This is a genomic window from Draconibacterium sp. IB214405 (assembly GCF_033963885.1).
In the GTDB taxonomy this organism is placed as follows: domain Bacteria; phylum Bacteroidota; class Bacteroidia; order Bacteroidales; family Prolixibacteraceae; genus Draconibacterium.
This window is the reverse complement of sequence record NZ_JAXBMA010000001.1, coordinates 1,459,404-1,478,362: the sequence shown is the minus strand read 5'-3', so window position 1 is coordinate 1,478,362 and position 18,959 is coordinate 1,459,404. Positions and strand designations below refer to the sequence as shown.

The window sequence follows — 18,959 nt, the reverse complement described above, 5'->3', positions numbered from 1 at the left end:
TAAAGTTAAGTTAGTTAGTAGTACTTCCCTGAAATAAGGGAAGTGCTTTTACAATTGAATCATGAACCAGGAACTGCTAAATAAATTTTTGAATAACAAGTGTTCGGAAGAAGAGCTTAAAGAAGTATTAAGCTGGATTAAAACAGGAGCGTCTTCTGCTGAAGGGAAAAAACTGCTTAGCAACGACTGGGATGCTTATTCGGCTCCCGAAAATCTGAGTGTTGACAAGAAATTCACGGAGCTGTACGACAAAGTGAGGCAAAAAATCGAAAGCATTTCTTCGGTTCAACCCAAGCAACGTAAATTAACTGTTATCGACTGGCTTACCCGCGCAGCAGCTATTCTGTTGATTCCCGTTTTTGGATTTTTATATTACACGCATTCCGAAAAAAAATCGATACAGACTACTTATGCCGAGGCAGTAGTTGATTCGCTCGAAATTATTGCGCCTATTGGTTCGCGCACGGTTGTGCAATTGTCCGATGGTTCGAAAGTTCATTTGAACTACAGCAGTAGAATGAAATATCCGCAGGTTTTTTCAGGCGATAAACGCGAAATAAAACTCGAAGGCGAAGGCTATTTTGAAGTGGCGCATAATCCCGATATGCCTTTTGTGGTGCATGCAGGTAGTATTGACGTTACTGCTCTGGGAACAACCTTTGATGTTTTGGCCTACCGCGGCGACGAAGAGGTAAAAACCACACTGGTGGACGGTAAAGTATGCCTCGACCAAAACATTGCCGATGGCAGTATAAAATCGATAGGCACGATGGTTCCCGGACAACACGTGGCATACAATACTACAACCGGCGATATTATCAGCACCCGCGGAAACATAGAAAAACACATTGGCTGGATTGATGGGAAACTGGTATTTGAAGATACTCCGATATCAGAAGTAGCAAAAAAACTCAGCCGGATGTTCAATGTCGAAATACAGGTCGATAAGGAGGTTCAGGATTTTATCTACACCGTAACCTTTGTCGACGAACCACTCACCCAAATTCTCGATTTAATGGCTATTGCAACGCCGGTTAAATACCGGATACTTCCACGCAAAAAATTAGCCGACGGAACTTATTCAACACAAGTGATAATAATTGAAAAAAAATAACTGACTAACTACACTTAAACGAATTGCCTATGTAAATAAACACTAAAAAATTTATTAGAACCAAGAGGAAAGAAAACAGGGAAATGTTGGCCCATTTCCCTGCAAGAGATAAGTTTTTAATCCCTGTAATGTCGTACAGGGTAAGTTCAACCTAATCAGTACAAATGTATGAAAAAAATGACATTTAGTCGGGACTGTAATAATGTCTCCGGCTTGAAAAAATTACTTCGTATTATGAGATTAACGGCCTTTTTGATTTTGATGTCAGTAGGTTTTGCCTTAGCCGGAAAAACCTATTCACAAACCAAAATGCTTAGCTTGAAGATGGAAAGCACCAGCGTTAAGGAAGTGCTAGCCGAAATCGAGAATCAAAGCGAATTCTATTTTATGTACAGCGGTAAACTAATTGATGTGAACCGCGAAGTTTCGGTGGATTTCGAAAACAGTAAAATCGATCAGGTTTTACATGAAGTTTTCGATGGTACCGATGTAAATTATGTGGTAAAAGACCGGTTTATTGTTCTTACAACCGATGAGACCAGTAATGACTTACTTTCCGATCAAGAGCAACGTTCGGTAAGCGGTACTGTAACCGACGACAGCGGTTTGCCTTTGCCAGGAGTTACCGTACTTATTAGCGGAACAACACACGGCACTGTTACCAATGTTGATGGAAAATATACCGTAACAAACATACCCGATGGTGCATCGCTGGTATTTTCGTTTGTTGGTATGCGCACGCAAGAAGTTGCAGTAGGAACGCAATCATCAATTGATGTTAGCCTGGTAACCGATGCCATTGGTTTGGATGAAGTTGTTGCCATTGGTTATGGTACCAAGAAAAAAATTAACCTCACCGGTGCAGTTGCACAGGTAAAAATGGATGAAGTTCTTGGCGATCGTCCGGTAACAAGTGTTGCCAGCGCCCTGCAGGGAACAATTCCTGGGTTACAGGTAACAGGAGGTTCTTCTCCGGGTGAATCGAAAAGTTTAAATATCAGGGGTATTACTTCTATTGCAAGTTTAGGAGACAGTCCAACTTCGTCGGGCGAACCACTGGTTTTAATTGATAACGTACCGGGATCAATCGATTTGTTGAATCCTGAAGATATTGAATCAATTTCGGTATTAAAAGATGCTGCTTCGGCTGCAATTTATGGTGCACGTGGTGCTTTTGGTGTTGTTCTTATCACCACCAAAAAAGCTAAAAAAGGAGAAACTTTCACACTGAATTACGGAAATAACTTTGCTTTCCAGACTGCAATTAACCGTCCGCAACAAGCTTCGGTTATCGACTACCTGGAAACCATGAAAGATTTCCTGAATGCGCCGCTTTTGAACAACGTAAATATCGACGATTATATCGGTTATGTAAATGAATACAATGCCGATCCGAGTGGATTTGCAGCAAATCATTCGGGCGATTATTTCGAAGATGGTCGCTTTATACCGGCAGGTGAAGATTACTATTATTACCTCACTGCAGGAAATCCGCAGGAGGCTATCCTTGATGATTATGGATTCCAGCAAACGCACAACGTTTCGGCTACCGGTGGTACCGAAAAACTTTCGTACCGTATGGCAATGGGTTATACCGACCAAAATGGTCCGCTTATTACCAATAAAGATAATTTCGACCGTATCAACCTAACATCATACATCAGTGCCGATGTTACCGACTGGCTGACTCAATCGATTGATGTTGGTTATACAAAGTCGAACAGAAGTTATGTACAGGATGGCGAAATGTGGTCGGTATTTAAAACTTCCGACCCGGTTGTAACACCAACCGGATCGATGCCGGCCAGCTACGATCTTGAAGGTACCGTTTACCCGGTATTCACTCCGGCCAACTTCCTTCGTTACGCCGATCCGTCGAAATGGGTAACCGAAAACACCCGATTGTTTTCAAGAACTGCTATTCATCCTTTTAAAGGATTTGAAGCTATTCTGGAATATACTTACGAATCGAACACCAGAGATTACAAGCGATATACCAATGCTACTGATATGATCAAGATCTCAAATTCAGTGGACAATCAATCAGGAGATCCAAGGTATTACAACACCAAAACGGGCATCGCACTTAACTCGGTTAATGCTTATGCATCGTACACCAAAGAACTGGGTGACGGACATAATTTTAAAGCAATGGCCGGTTATTCGCAGGAAACACGCGATTATGAAGCACTGGCTGTGAATGCCAACCAAATGATCAATCCTGAAAAACCGTCATTTACAAGTGCTACCGGCATCTATTATGTAAGCGATCGTTTTGTGCAATATGCCATCAGAAGTGGTTTCTTCCGTTTGAATTACGACTACAAAGACAGGTATCTTCTGGAAGTGAATGGCCGTTACGACGGATCTTCAAAATTCCCGACTGATACACGTTTCGGATTTTTCCCATCAGTTTCGGCGGGTTGGAGAATCGACAGCGAATCGTTTATGGACGATACCAACGATTGGTTAGACCTTGCAAAACTGCGTGTTTCTTACGGTGAACTGGGTAACCAGGCCGGTGTTGCCGAATACGGTTATATGCCAACAATGTCAGCAGGATTGGCATCGTGGTTGGTGAACGGTCAGTTTCCTGTAACGTTGAATCCTCCGGCATTGGTACGTACCGACTATTCATGGGAAGTAGTTCAAACGCTTGACTTTGGATTTGACATTGCCATGTTGAACAGCCGTTTAAGTTCTACTTTCGACTGGTACAAACGTAATACAATCGGTATGTTGGCTCCCGGAGTACAACTTCCTGCCGTTGTAGGTGCAAGTGCTCCTGATCAAAATGCTGCCGACCTGGAAACAAAAGGTTGGGAATTAAGCGTTCAGTGGAAAGATCGTATAGGTGAATGGCGTTATGGAGTAGGTTTTAACCTGTTCGATTCAAAATCAGTTATCACAAAATATGACAACGAAGCCGGTTTATTCTACGATGCTGCTACAAACAGCAACTACCGCGAAGGAATGGAATTGGGAGAAATCTGGGGTTATGTAACTGATGGTTTCTACACTGCAGATGATTTCTCCGACCTAAGCAACTTTGTATTAAAAGAAGGTGTTCCAAGTTTGAATGGTTATACAGCAAAACCTGGTGATGTGAAATTTGTAAACCTCGACGGTGACGAAGCAAACATTATCAGTACAGGCGAAAATACGGTTTATGCACCTGGCGACAGAAAAATTATTGGAAACAGTACACCACGCTACCAGTATGGTATTAATGCCAATGCTGGCTGGAAAGCTTTCGATTTATCAGTTCTTTTACAGGGAACAGGCAAAAGAGATGCCTGGGTAAGAAACGACCTGATGTTTGGCCCAACCTTGCACTATGTTGGTGTATACGAGGACAACCTGGATTACTGGCAGCCGGTTGATATGGAAAATGGAGATTTCACTGCTGCAAATCCAGATGCATACCTGCCACGTATCTACAGTGAAAACGAGAACAGAAGCTCTAACTACAGGGTACAAACCAAATACCTTTCTGATGCCAGTTACCTGAGGGTGAAAAACGTGACCTTAAGCTATACCTTCCCAAAACAAACGATGAGCCGTATCGGTCTTGCTGCCGGTAAGGTCTTCTTCAGTGGTGAGAATATTTTAACATTCTCGAGCCTTACAAAAGGTGTTGACCCAGAACGACTGGGATGGGGATATCCTTTTTACGCGACTTATTCATTTGGTATTAACCTGACACTATAAAAGCACAATGATTATGAAAAAGATTATTTTGTCAATATACATCGCGCTGTTGTTTGTCTCGTGTAACGACGATTTTCTGGAAAAATATCCGATTGAATCGCAAACAGAAGCAACAGCTTTCGAAACCTATGATAACTTCAAAACATACACCTGGGGTATGTACGATATTATGATGGACTATGCTGGTATAACCCGTACAATTAACAGCTATCGCGGGCCTGCCCGTGGCGACATGTATGCAGGTTACCTGTCGTACATGGATAATGCACCGAACGACTATGCCAGCCAGGTGGCAACAACTTTTGCAGGAGCAAGCGATTCCGGTCCCTACTGGAATTACGCAACCGGGGGCTGGAGTTTCTCTTATATTCGCCGCGTAAACATCATGTTGGCCAATATCGACGACTCGCAAATGTCGGATGAAGATAAAGCGCACTGGCGTTCGGTAGGCTATTTCTTCCATTCATTTTTGTATGCTGAAATGGTAGCACGCTTTGGCGATGTGCCATGGATCGACCAACCAATTTCGGAAGTTGATCCGTTAAAAGACGCTCCACGTGACAGCCGTACAACCGTTATCGACAATATTATGGACAACCTGCTTTATGCTGAGGAGAACATAAAAGAAGATGGCGATGGCGAGAATACGATTAATAAAGCCACTGTTCAGTTCCTGATTTCAAGAATTGGTTTGTTTGAAGGTACCTGGAGAAAATACCATGCTGTTAGCGACGGCGATGCCAAATACAGCCGCACAGCCTTGTTGCAGCAATCGGTTCGTGCATCTGAAGAATTAATGGCTTCGCACCCGGGACTGGGAACTTACGACGAATTGTTTAACAGTCCAAGTTTGGCATCAAATCCGGGAGTTATTCTTTATAAAGAGTTTATAACCGGTGTTGTGACCCATTTTATCGGCCGCTACTGTCGTACCGGTGCAAATGGTTGGGAAGTTCCAAAACATACAGTTGATTTGTACCTGACTCAAAACGGTTTGCCAATTCATAACGCAGCTAACACTGAATATGCGGGCGATCTTACCATGTTTGATCAATTTCGCAATCGCGATCAGCGTTTGTACGCCAGTGTAGTTCCGCCTTTCTACGATGCAGCCTCTGCAGCATTTAGTTATGCACTTCCTGAGGAATTCAACGTCGATTACAATGAGTACGTTGATCTGATGCCGGGTATTTTCCCAAGCGAAACCAGCAAAAGGCTGCCTGCATCAAACTTTGCAAATACCAAGAATGTTCCGCTTTCTCCGAATATCGATAAATATGGAACAGCCTATCTTAAATCGACTACCGGTTATACTTTCTTCAGGTATTATAACCAATGGGAGGTTAACAAGCCTGCAGGTTTGAATGAAGCTGATATGCCTATTTTCCATATGAGTGAAGTGTACCTGAATTATGCCGAAGCAAAATGGGAACTGGGTTCGTTCGATCAGACTGCTGCCGATGCTTCAATTAACAAATTGAGAGCAAGAGCGGGTGTTGCCAATATGGACGTGGCTGCAATCGGTGCTGATTTCGACCCTATGCGTGACCAGACAGTTGACCCTGTTCTTTGGGAGATCCGCCGCGAACGTATCGTTGAGCTATTAGGTGAAGGCGCCGGTTTCGATGATGTACGTCGCTGGAAACGCGCACCGTGGTACATTAACCGTAATGTTGTTGGATGTTATTTACGTTATGCCGACTACACCGATAAATCATCAGGTGATGTATACAGCAAAGTATATAATATCGACCTGGTTGATGCGAACTTCAACGATGTTGAAAAAACTGCAGAAGGTGAAGGATACGTAAAACGTTTTGCAAACCAGGCGTTAATCGGAAAAGGATGGTTGGAAAAATACTATCTGTTGCCATTACCGCTGGAAGAAACTGCATTGAATCCGAACTTATTACCTGATAATACTGGTTGGTAGGATCAGATCAAATACTTAAAAAGAGACTTTTGATTTGGTCTCTTTTTAAGCTAAAATATTGGATTAAAAATCACAACACTACATCTTTCGCATTGATTTTTGTTGGTAAAGAGGAGGCAAAATGTCTCCTCTTTTTTTATATGTGGCGATGTGTTTTTGTTTAAATGATCGGGCTAATTGGCCAGACATTAATTGAGTTGAAACAGATGAGTTGGTTTACCGGGAATTCAATTTGACAGGCTAGAATATAGATGCCTCAGATATAATTATTCCCAAAAAGATTGCATTAATTGAAGCTACAACTAGCATTCATCCTTTATATTTAATCTTTTATCCTTTCCTCCCCTACATGCTCTGCTGTAACATCGTTATGGTTTGCTGAATAGCAGCTCGGTCCTGTTCTGCAATACCTTCCAGCTTTAGTGCATTTTTGTAGAGTTTTATAGCTTCGTTTTTATTGCCTTCGTTAACGTAAATCTCGGCCAGGTATGCCGTTGCCGAAAGGTATTCAGGTGATGTATTGATCACTTTTTCCAAGGTCTTTTTAGCTGCAGAAACCTGACCATTTTGCAATTGGTAGTACGCCAGTGTATAACCGTAATCAGGATCTTCCGGACGTGTTTTATACGCTATTCCGGCATATTTTACGGCCCCTGCAAAATCGCCGCGTTGTGCCACAATCACACTCAGGTTCTTGGCGGCAACCGGTTGGTTTTCGGGGTTTGCTTCCAACGCTGTTCTTAAAGCTTTTTCGGCTCCATCCATACGGCCCTGCTCGGCCAGCAACAATCCGAGATTCAGGTTAGCTGCTTCGTTATTTGGTTCATATTCCAGCACCTTTTGCAGGTTGGCTTCGGCCTTTTCGTTGTTGCCCACATACGAATACAACACACTGCTGTTGATAAGCGGCAATACCGACGGCGGATATAAACGCGCTGCCGTTTCGTAAGAATTCAGCGCCTCGGTCATCTCTCCTTTATTCTGATGATACAGACCAAGATTGTAATGATTACTCCAGTTATCCTGGCGCGAAGTCATCGACGCTACATATTCTTTTTCGGCGCTTCTAATTACTTTCTGTTGTTCGGCGGTGAATTGGTCTTGCGGGAACGTTAAAATCGAATTCGCGGCTTGTATGCGCACCAAACGAATGTCATCCTGACAAGCTTTCAGCAGGGCTGTTTTTACCTCATCGGTAAATATGCCTCCCAAGCCGTATGCTGCCGAAGAACGCACCAGCTCCGATTGGTTGTTTAATGCGTCGATCAGTACTTCAGCTTTCGAAGCATCAGGATAATTCCCCAACAAGCGGATAAAAGAATTAGCCACTACATCGTCGGTTTTAGGATCACGTACATATTCAAACATCTTATCCACATTCTCCCACTTCATTTCGCGGGCTTCTTTTATCAGCTGCGCCCATCGAAGTGTTTCTTCCTGGTAATTGCCATTGGGGCGCGCCTTAACGATTTTATTGGCCCACTCGGGCGTTTTATCCTTATGACAGGAATTACACGCATTTGGCGAACCAAACTTAATGGTTGCCTCGGGCATTGGCGGACGGAACGAATGATCGCTGCGCAGGAAGCGACCTACAAATTCACGTTTTGGCATGTGACAGCTTAAACAGGTGAGTCCTGCCGAAGCCGGGTGCCCGGTGTGTGTCTCTAAATCCTGAGTACGGTTATTATGGCATTTCAAACAAGCCTGGTTAGGATTGTCCTTATTCCGGTCACGTCCGCTCGAAGTATGACAGGTAACACAATGCAACTCGCTGTTTTCAGCACACGCATTCATCATCCACTCGGTCATGGTATAATTCTCTCCTAACGAGCGACCGTCGGGGTAAAAATCACGGTCCTCTAGCGTAGTCAAATTATAATTGTCGAAAAACTTATCGCCGGGCATATAGCTTGGCGTAATCGGGTTCATTTTTGCATGACAAGGCGAACAGGATGCAACATGCTGTTCCTGCGTAAACACATTGGTACTGATCAGGCCCAACTCATCAGCCTCCTCGCCTTCTTTTAATGCCTTAAAAATACGAACGTGCTCGCCCGCCGGCCCGTGACAGGTTTCGCAGTTAATTCCGGGCTCTTTCCAGGTAGTGTGATAAGTATCAGTTGCCAAATCGTAATTGGTATTCAACTGGCTGATGTGACAACTGTAGCAACCGGTGTTAAAAGCAAACATATCGTCTTTCCATGGCAAAGCTTCATCATCGGGCGAATCTCCTCCAAAATGGCGCATACCGGCCATCGGATAATTGAACCACTCTTTGCGGTTGGCATCAAAAGCCAATGGAATGTTCTGTAGTTTTCCTTTCTCAAACGGCGTGAGAAAAGTATAAACATTATGTCCACCCATTGCCCAGATTACATCGTAGGTATTTACCAAATCGTTTCCATCGCGTTCATAAAGCACCATCGTAGAATCTTTAAATTCCACCTGAAACTGGTGTCCTTCCACATCAATTGGTTCGCTGTCTGGGAGCTGGTGCTCGGCCATAAATTCTGCATTTATCGGCATCATAGCCTGTGCATGATACGACGGCTCCCAAAGTTTATAGAAGTTTTCGTGACATTCGATACAACTTTCCGATCCGGAGAATTCGTTGCTTACCTCTTTTGGTCTTTGTTTGCAGGAAATTGTTGCTGCCAATACTGCAACAACCACCAATAATCGGGATTTCTGGAAATTCATAATTAAATGTTTAGCATCATTGAGTTGATTGGGCAAGATACAAAATTCAGAATTTGTAAAATAAAAAAGCAGCTTATTCATAACGAGAATAAACTGCCCTTTTTATAGTTAGATAATGTTAGTTACTTGGATAAAATACTGAATCAAAGAAGTTTTCCATTTCACCGATATACTTGATACCGTATTCTGCAAAAGTTGCTTTTGTTCTGTCATCAGGTTTCCAATCGAAAAAGGCATGGCCTGCACCTTCCACCTGATCGTACTTCACTCGTTGTCCGGCTGCTTCCAATGCATCGACGTAGGACTGTACCATCTCATCTTTTATCAGCATATCAGTAGTACCGCGTGTAAGATAATGTGGAATCTGACGCTCTTCAGCATTTGGAATATTGCTTAATGGAGCAATTCCTTCTTTCCATGTATCGTCGGCTTTAGGATCTTCAGAATAATGATTTAGAAGTTGGCCACCAAAAACACCATAACTAGGTGCGGCTACCTGAATGGCTGCCATCATTTCATCTCTCACCTGCTCAACGGTTTTGTCCTTTGGAATGTACGAAGGCATAAATTCGAATACACCGGGAGTTTTACCAAAACCACCGTCGCCAATTTTGTTTGGCATGGTTGCAGCAACAGCCGAAAGATGTCCACCGGCACTGTCTCCGGTAACAGCAATACGTGTTGGATCGCCGCCATAAATCTTAGCATGCTCCATAATGTGTGCAATGGCTCCAAAAACATCACTAATTAAATCGGGCATGGTATTTCCAACCTCGTCGCCATCCCCTTTACCGGCCCAACGATAATCGATGCTGAAAACAACATATTTGCCATCTTTTACCAATTCACGCGCCATTCCGCGCATAATATCCTCGGTATTCGACATCCATCCTCCACCATGAATAATGACAATACATGGAAGATTTTTAGCTCCTTCGGGTGCAAACACATCGTATTTTAGCTTTTTAACTCCGGGTTGAGCATACACAATATTTGAGGCAACCATCAGGTTTTTCACCTCTTCCTTATCGATAAACGAAGCGCCCAGGTTTTTATCCTGATCGATAACCACCTTAAAAGTTGGAGCTGTACACTCGTGATACATGGCCCCCCAGCGTCCTTTTACCGAATAGTAAACAGCATCAAGCACATAGCCTTTATCGGCCTTTGCAGTAATGGTTAATTCAGTTCCCTCAGCTACCTGCCCGTCTTTTGGAATTGCAGGCTGAACTTTGATTTTTCCGTTTTTAACTTCGTCAACAGCTACAGAGAATGTTTTTTGAGCTTGTAGAATTCCTGAACACGAAACTACGATCAGAAAGACAAGAATAATTGATTTTTGAATCATTGGTTTTAGTTTTAGTTATTAGAATATCAGCATCGGTCTTCTTTTTACGCCATTTATGATCATCCTGTAATATTCCAAGCGAACATAAAATGCTAACGTTCTATAAATTTAACTTTTCAATAGCAATGATCTATATTTTCAGGGCTGTTCTTGAACATCTCAAGAAACAAAACATATAAAAATTCAATTTTGCTTCGTTCAGCAAACCCTATTTCCAATATTCAATTCGTGGATTGGCTTTTACCTTATCTTTGTATTTATCAATAAATTTTTGGTTGAGTTCGTCGTTATCTCCATACTGTTTGCGTAATTCTTCCAACTGCACATGTAACTGCGCCTGAACTTCAGTGTAAGCCGGATCGTTGTACAGGTTATTCATTTCCATCGGATCTTTCTCCAGATCGTACAATTCCCAATCATCAATGTCGTAGTAAAAATGAATTAGCTTGTATTTTTTGGTGGTGATTCCGTAGTGACGCATTACCGAGTGCTCCGACGGATGTTCGTAGTAATGATAATAATGTGCATCGCGCCAGTCGTCCGGCGTTCCGCCTTTTAAAATGGGCAGAATACTTCGTCCCTGCATTTCTTCAGGAATTTCGGCACCGGCTACGTCAATCAACGTTTCGGCAAAATCGAGGTTCGACACCAAATCATTGTTCACCGAACCGGCTTCAATAACTCCCGGCCAGCTGACTAACAGCGGCGTATTTAACGATTCTTTGTACATCCAGCGTTTATCAAACCAACCGTGCTCGCCCAGATAAAATCCTTGATCGGAAGAATAAACAATGATGGTATTTTTGTCTAAACCCGATTCTTTCAGGTAATCAAGTAATTTCCCCACACTTTTATCCACCGCCGAAATACAGGCCAGGTAATCGCGCATGTAACGCTGATATTTGAAGCTCACCAAATCTTTTCCGGTTGGATTTTCTTCCTTGAACTTTTCGAAAATGGGTTGATAAACGGTATTCCATTTTTCCAGTTGCTCTTCGGTTAATCCACCGCGTGGCGCGTCGTTCATTTTTAAATCGTAGTTTAAACGCATGGTGGTGGCGATGGTCATGTTGTTTTTTGCAGCTGCATCGCGGGTGCTGTAATCGTCATAGAGTGTTTCCGGCTCAGGGAAAGTTGTGTTTTCGTACATTCCCAACTCATTAGGTCCGGGTTCCCACGCACGGTGCGGTGCTTTGTGCCACATCATTACCATAAACGGCTGACCCGAGTCTTTTTCACCTTCCAGCCAGTTAATTGTTTTGTCGGTAATAATTTCGGTGGTGTACCCTTCCATTTTATACTCACCCTCCTGGTTAATAAAAGTTGGATTGTAGTAGCGTCCCTGCCCCGGAAGAATATCAAAATAATCGAAACCGGTAGGTGTACCACCTAGGTGCATTTTACCAATCACCGCCGTTTTATATCCGGCTTGCTGAAGTACTTTGGCATACGAATTCTGACTGAAGTCGAAATGCGAACCTCCGGTGTTATCAATAAAACCATTTAGATGACTGTACTTCCCGCTAAGAATTGTAGCACGCGACGGGCCACAAATCGAGTTGGTAACCATACACTGGTTAAAACGCATTCCTCCTTCCGCTAAGCGGTCGATATTTGGAGTAGGTGCCAGTTCGGCCAGCGGACCACCATAAGCACTAATCGCCTGGAAAGCATGGTCATCACTCATTATAAACACAATGTTTGGTCGCTCCTTGATTTCTTCTTTTGACGAAGTAGCACAACCAAAACCAATAAATGCCAGCACGGCAAGTAATAAAATTCGTGTTGAAATAATTTTGTTAGTCATGTCTAGATATTTTCTAAGAATAGTTGATTTGACGCTAAAAATAGTTATTCCGTTTTGATCACCAATTTAACCACCACTACTTTTCCTGCAATATTGGCTGGTAATGCAGGTTAAGATGTAAAATTTCGTACATTCGGAAAAATTTCACAAACCATGATAGTAGGTATTCTTAGAGAAGGGAAAACACCTCCCGATAAACGTGTTCCGTTAACTCCGCAACAATGCGTTGAAGTGCAACAAACATTTCCACATGTTTCAATTGTTGTTCAGCCCAGCCCCATTCGAAGTTACAAAGATGAAGAATACAGCGCTTTGGGTATTCCGTTAAAGGAAGATCTGTCGGATTGCGATGTTTTACTGGGGGTAAAAGAAGTTCGAATTGAGGATTTTCTGCCCGGAAAAATTTACCTGTTTTTCTCGCACACCATAAAAAAACAATCATATAACCGCAAGCTTTTACAAACTGTTTTAGAAAAAAATATCCAGTTGGTTGATTACGAAGTGCTGACTGATAAAGAAGGATTCCGAATTATCGGATTTGGGCGTTTTGCCGGTCTGGTTGGCGCTTACAACGGTTTCCGTGCTTTTGGGTTAAAAAACGAATTATTCAATCTGAAACCTGCGCACGAGTGTGAAGACCTGGAGGAAATGTTACAACACCTCGACGAGGTTACGTTGCCGCCTTTAAAAATTGCAGTTACAGGCGACGGACGTGTGGCCCACGGTGTACTCGAGATTCTGAATCACATGAAAATAATGCGTGTTTCGCCCGAGGCCTATTTAAATGACCAGGAACCGGAACAAGCCATGTATGTGCAGTTGCTACCCGGAAATTATGCCAAACGTACCGATGGAGAACCATTCGACCTGATGCACTTTTTCAATAACCCGACAATGTACGAGAATAGCTTCCATCCTTTTGCAGAAGCAACCGATATGTTGATTGCGTCGGCGTACTGGGATCCAAAATCTCCGGTACTGTTTACTGCCGATGAGATGAAAGAGGATAAATTCCGTATCAGTGTAATTTCGGATATTACCTGCGATATTGAAGGTTCAATTCCGTCGACAAAAAGGGCATCAACAATTGCTGATCCGTTTTACGATTATAATTTGGAAACAGGCGAGTTGGAGGAGGCTTTCTCGAATCCGAACAATGTGTCGGTGCAGGCCGTTGATAACCTACCTTGCGAGCTGCCAAAAGATGCTTCGCTTGATTTCGGTCGTAACCTTATAGAAAAAGTATTCCCTAGTTTATTTGGCGAAGATACCGACGAAATTATCGCACGCGCGTCTATTACAAAAGATGGAGCACTTACCAAAAAGTTCTCTTATTTACAGGATTTTGCTGACGGGAAATAGTTGCTTGCAGATTTCGCGGATAAACGCAGTATAAAAAATTAAAGCCCCGGTCTGTATTCATAAAGAATATACAGACCGGGGCTTTTCTTATGTGATTTTTTCAGCGTTCTCTGCGCAATCTGCGAGAAACAAAAAAACAAACGCCAATCCGTCATTCGACGGACCGACGTTTTACTCACTCTCCCTTCACCTGTCCGTCAGTCAACTAACGGACTTCTCACACTACTTAATCAGTTCAACACTGCGCTTCACAAATTTATCAAGATCGGCACCTTTTAGCAATCCATTTGCCAATAGCGCCAAATCAACCATTTGTTTTGCCAGCTTATTATTTTTACCAAATCCGCTTAGCTCTTCGCGTTTTGCTTCTTCAAGCTTCGCGAGTTCCGAATTCAGCGTTTCCAGTTTTTCTTTTTCTGCCGATGGTATCTCTTCCTCTTTTTTGCCTTCTTTTGCTTTTTCCAATCCGGCAATTTCTTCTTTCTGAGCAGAGATTTTTCCTGTCATTTCTTCCAGTTTGCCACCCAGTTTTTTGTCTTTGGCATCCAACACTTTTTTCACCAGCGGGTGAGCTGTGTTTACAACCAAATTCAACGAGTCCGGCAGATCGCCGTACATACTCATTCCGCCTTGAGCTGCACTCATATCTTTCATACGGCGCATAAATTCGCTGCGGGTAATTACCATTGGAGAACCGGTTTCACCCAAATCCTGGAAATCCACGATGTAGTTATATTCTTTCGACTCAGGACAAACCGCCTGAAATACCGGCGACAATTCCTGTTTTTGCTCCCAGGTCCACTCTTCTTTGGCCGAATCCTCTTTTTTAATCAGGTTTTCAACCACGTCTGAGTCAACACGCACAAAACGTTTATCGGTATATTTTTGCTCGAATTTGTTGATCAGGTGAGGTGCCAAAACATCATCCAAAATCAATACATCGTAACCTTTGTTTTTAGCTTCCTCAACAAAAGTGAATTGTTCCTCAACATTGGTTGTGTACAGGTAAATGGTATTGTTGTCCTTATCTGTCTGGTTTTCTTTCACCAGTTTTTCATACTCTTCCCAGGTGAAATAACTGCCTTCCGTATTCTTCATCAGGAAGAAATTCATTGCACGGTCGTTGAATTTCTCTTCAGTCAACATTCCGTACTCGATAAAAATTTTCAAATCATCCCATTTACTTTCGAAATCTTCGCGGTTGTCTTTGAAGATCTGATTCAAACGATCAGTCACTTTTTTAGAAATGTGGCTGCTGATCTTTTTCACATTCGAATCGCTCTGCAGATACGAACGCGAAACATTTAACGGAATATCCGGTGAATCGATCACACCGTGTAACAGGGTTAAAAATTCAGGAACAATTCCTTCAACCGAATCGGTAACAAAAACCTGGTTGCTATACAACTGAATTTTGTTTTTCTGAACCTCGAAATTGCTCTTGATTTTTGGGAAGTACAAAATACCTGTCAGATTGAACGGATAATCCACATTCAGGTGAATGTTGAATAAAGGCTCGTCGCCCATCGGGTAAAGTTTCCTGTAGAAACCTTTATAATCTTCGTCTTTTAAATCAGCTGGCATTTTTGTCCAGGCCGGAGCAACGTCGTTAATCTGGTTGTCTTCGTCGGTATCAACCTGCTGTCCGTCTTTCCCATCTTTAACTTTTCCGTAAATTACCGGAACAGGTAAAAACTTACAGTACTTATTCAGAATTTCTGACACTTTTGCATCATCAAGGAAACCTTTTTCTTCTTCGCTGATGTGCATTACAATGTCGGTTCCAACACCTTCTTTTTCTACTTCTTCCAGCTCGTATTCAGGACTTCCGTTACAGCTCCATTTCACCGCCTGCGATCCGTCCTTGTACGATTTTGTAATTACATCCACTTTTTCCGACACCATAAACGAACTGTAAAAACCAAGTCCGAAATGGCCGATGATTGCGTTGGCGTCGTCTTTGTATTTATCAAGGAATTCGTTGGCGCCCGAGAAAGCAATCTGGTTAATGTACTTCTCCACCTCTTCAGCTGTCATCCCGATACCATTATCCGAAACCGTAATTGTTTTGGCCTCAACATCTAAATTAACTACCACCCTGGCATTACTCACATCGCCGCTGTACTCGCCTTTTCCGGCAAGTGTTTTTAACTTTTGTGTTGCATCAACTGCGTTTGATACAATCTCACGCAAAAAAATGTCGTGATCAGAATAGAGAAACTTTTTAATAATTGGAAAAAGATTCTCACTGGTTACTCCAATTTTTCCTGTTTGCATTGTTCTATATTTTAAATTTTAATTTCGATTTTTACGTCCGCCAAAAATCAAACGCTGTGCCATTTGTTTTTTGTGACTATTTGACAGAAATTCGCGCATTAAAACTTAAATTATGGCGGAAAGCTGATTTTTCCCCTATATTTATTTCACCCGAAGACGTTTATTTTGCGTCTTCTAATAAAATGTGATTTATGAGTTTGGAAAGATATTTTAACCAATTCAGGAAAAATATTGTCGGTATCGATCAGGAATTTGAAACTCCTTATGGTACAATGAAAATTAACTATGGCGACTGGATTGCCAGTGGCCGTTTGTACCGCCCTATTGAGTGTAAAATTACTGACGAGATTGGTCCGTATGTTGGTAACACCCACACCGAAACCAGCGAAACCGGAATGCGTATGACGCATGCCTACCATAAATCGCATCAACTGATAAAACAGCATGTTAATGCCGGATCGAATGATATTATTATTACTGCCGGTTTTGGAATGACAGCTGTGATCAATAAATTCCAACGGATTCTGGGATTAAAATACTGCGGAAAAGTTGCCGGAAAAACCTGCATTGCCGAGCGTGAAAAGCCGGTGGTTTTTCTAACACACATGGAGCACCATTCCAATCAAACATCGTGGTACGAAACCAGTGCCGATGTTGTTGTTATTGAACCCGGCGAAGGATTGTTGGTCGACCCTGAGAACCTGCGAAAAGCTTTGGAGAAATATAAGGACCGCCCATTTAAAATTGGTTCGTTTACCGCTTGTTCGAATGTTACGGGTGTGCGTACACCGTATCACGAAATGGCAAAAATAATGCACGAATACGGTGGTGTTTGTTTTATCGATTTTGCTGCCTCGGCACCTTACGACGAGATAAATATGCACCCTGAAGATCCGATGGAAAAACTGGATGCTGTGATGTTCTCGCCGCACAAATTTTTAGGAGGACCGGGTTCGTCGGGTGTAATTGTTTTTGATGTGAGCATGTATAAAAATACTGTTCCTGATAATCCGGGTGGCGGAACTGTTGACTGGACAAATCCATGGGGAAAATATAAATATGTTGACGACATTGAAGCCCGCGAAGACGGTGGAACTCCGGGATTTCTGCAATCGATAAGAACCGCACTGTGTTTTGATTTGAAAGACCAGATGGGTATTGAGAATATTCGCAAACGAGAAGAAGAACTGCTGGAGCGTGCATTCGCAGGTCTCGACAAAATAGATGGTCTAAACATTCTGGCCGACAATGTACGCGACCGACTTGGCGTAATTTCTTTCTATGTTGAAGGCATTCATTATAACCTGCTGGTTCGTTTATTAAACGACATGTACGGTATTCAGACGCGAGGTGGTTGTGCCTGCGCAGGAACCTATGGTCACTTTTTGTTGGAAGTCTCGCTCGAGCAGTCGGAAGCGATTACCTCTAAAATCAACCTTGGCGATCTGTCGGACAAACCGGGATGGGTACGCTGGTCGCTTCACCCTACAGCTACAGATGAAGAAGTTGATAATGTAATTGCAGCGTTAAAGGATATTGTTTCGAACATTGAAACGTATAAAAAAGACTATGTGTATGTAAATCGCACCAACACTTTCTGGCACAAAGACGAAAAAGAAAACCAGGAATTGCTGAAAAAGTGGTTTACGCTGGAACACAATAAATAATAACAGCTTAACTTTTATTTCAATCGTATTATTTAATCCCTGCTTTTTGAAACAGTCGTTTCATTTCAACTGCTTTTTTACCTTTGTGTTATGACACAAAAGTATCAAACAGGCTTGGTTTTAAGTGGTGGCGGAACACGTGGTTTTGCCCACCTCGGTGTTATTGCTGCTCTCGAGAAACTGGGCATTCAGCCCGATGTTATTTCCGGAGTAAGTGCAGGTGCCATTGTTGGAGCTTTTATTGCAGCCGGAAAATCGCCCGAAGAAGTGCGTGATACCTTTAAAAGCGGCTGGTTTTTTCAATATACCAAAATTCATTTCCCTGTTGATGGTTTATTAAAACTCGATGGCGTTAAAGAGATTATCGAGAAAGAAATAGCAGTGGAGAACATCGAAGACCTTAAAACACCTTTCTATATATGTGTCTCGAACCTGAATATGGGAACTGTGGAGTACAAAAGCACCGGTAAATTAAGCGATACAGTACTGGCATCAGCATCGATACCCATTATTTTTGCCCCTGTTGAATTGGGTAAATACTTATATGTAGACGGTGGATTGATGGACAATATTCCGGTTGCCCCCATTCGAAAAGATTGCGAGCGGATTATCGCGTCGAACATTAGCCCCATAAATCCAAAGGCCAAAATGAAAAACCTCATACAAATTGCCACGCGAACGGTTTATATGAGTGTGAACCAAAAGCTCGACGAAATAAAAAAACAGGTTGATGTTTATATCGAGCCACGCGGAATTGATGAATACGATGTTTTTCAACGAAAACATGCCGACGAGCTTTTCGATCTGGGCTACAAAAAAACGCTGGAAGTGTTGAAATAAAAACAGAAATGATCAAAAGCGTACCTCCAAAAGAGCTGAAAGAATAACTGACCCCTCCTAACCTCCCCAAGGGGGAGGGATAAGATTCTTGGTCAAAAATATCGTCCGCAACTGTTATCAATAGGCCAAAAAGTCCCCTTTGGGGATTTAGGGGTCAAAATATTAGCTTGAAAGCCAGTGAAGGAATAATAATGTAA

10 protein-coding genes are annotated in these 18,959 nt (G+C 42.5%); 6 read left to right on the top strand and 4 right to left on the bottom strand.

Annotated elements, in window-relative coordinates; translation table 11 throughout:
• Positions 1-61: 61 nt before the first annotated feature.
• The 3 genes from SLH46_RS05790 (at position 62) to SLH46_RS05780 (ending at position 6,758) form a co-directional block, all read left to right on the top strand.
• Positions 62-1,114, top strand: coding sequence for a FecR family protein (locus SLH46_RS05790; RefSeq protein ID WP_320280212.1), 1,053 nt, complete (start codon positions 62-64; stop codon positions 1,112-1,114).
• 234 nt (positions 1,115-1,348) lie between these two features.
• The gene (locus SLH46_RS05785) at positions 1,349-4,825 is read left to right on the top strand and encodes a TonB-dependent receptor (RefSeq protein ID WP_320280211.1); all 3,477 of its coding nucleotides are present in this window, start codon (positions 1,349-1,351) and stop codon (positions 4,823-4,825) included.
• Positions 4,826-4,838: 13 nt separating this feature from the next.
• Complete coding sequence (locus SLH46_RS05780; protein ID WP_320280210.1) at positions 4,839-6,758, top strand: RagB/SusD family nutrient uptake outer membrane protein; 1,920 nt, start codon at positions 4,839-4,841, stop codon at positions 6,756-6,758.
• A gap of 345 nt (positions 6,759-7,103) precedes the next feature.
• Here the strand turns inward: SLH46_RS05780 and SLH46_RS05775 are convergent, their stop codons facing one another.
• From SLH46_RS05775 to SLH46_RS05765, 3 genes are all read right to left on the bottom strand, one after another.
• Positions 7,104-9,461 carry an ammonia-forming cytochrome c nitrite reductase subunit c552 gene (locus tag SLH46_RS05775; protein WP_320280209.1) on the bottom strand — a complete coding sequence of 786 codons (2,358 nt, stop codon included), beginning with the start codon at positions 9,459-9,461 and terminating at the stop codon, positions 7,104-7,106.
• A gap of 118 nt (positions 9,462-9,579) precedes the next feature.
• Entirely contained in the window at positions 9,580-10,809 is a 1,230-nt protein-coding gene (locus SLH46_RS05770; protein WP_320280208.1) for an alpha/beta hydrolase, read from the bottom strand.
• 208 nt (positions 10,810-11,017) lie between these two features.
• Positions 11,018-12,616, bottom strand: a complete 1,599-nt coding sequence (locus tag SLH46_RS05765; RefSeq protein ID WP_320280207.1) for a sulfatase family protein — start codon at positions 12,614-12,616, stop codon at positions 11,018-11,020.
• Positions 12,617-12,769: 153 nt separating this feature from the next.
• On the opposite strand from SLH46_RS05765, the gene SLH46_RS05760 reads away from it, so the two are divergent.
• Positions 12,770-13,978: an NAD(P)-dependent oxidoreductase gene (locus tag SLH46_RS05760; protein WP_320280206.1), complete on the top strand. Its 1,209-nt coding sequence runs from the start codon at positions 12,770-12,772 to the stop codon at positions 13,976-13,978.
• Positions 13,979-14,200: 222 nt separating this feature from the next.
• Here the strand turns inward: SLH46_RS05760 and htpG are convergent, their stop codons facing one another.
• Complete coding sequence (htpG, locus tag SLH46_RS05755; RefSeq protein WP_320280205.1) at positions 14,201-16,255, bottom strand: molecular chaperone HtpG; 2,055 nt, start codon at positions 16,253-16,255, stop codon at positions 14,201-14,203.
• Between the two features lie 191 nt (positions 16,256-16,446).
• On the opposite strand from htpG, the gene SLH46_RS05750 reads away from it, so the two are divergent.
• Both SLH46_RS05750 and SLH46_RS05745 read left to right on the top strand, forming a co-directional pair.
• A complete protein-coding gene (locus SLH46_RS05750) occupies positions 16,447-17,922 on the top strand; it encodes an aminotransferase class V-fold PLP-dependent enzyme (protein ID WP_320280204.1) in 1,476 nt (491 codons plus the stop codon).
• Positions 17,923-18,012: 90 nt separating this feature from the next.
• Positions 18,013-18,762 (top strand): patatin-like phospholipase family protein, encoded by a 750-nt coding sequence (locus SLH46_RS05745; RefSeq protein ID WP_320280203.1) that lies wholly within the window; start codon positions 18,013-18,015, stop codon positions 18,760-18,762.
• Positions 18,763-18,959: the final 197 nt, after the last annotated feature.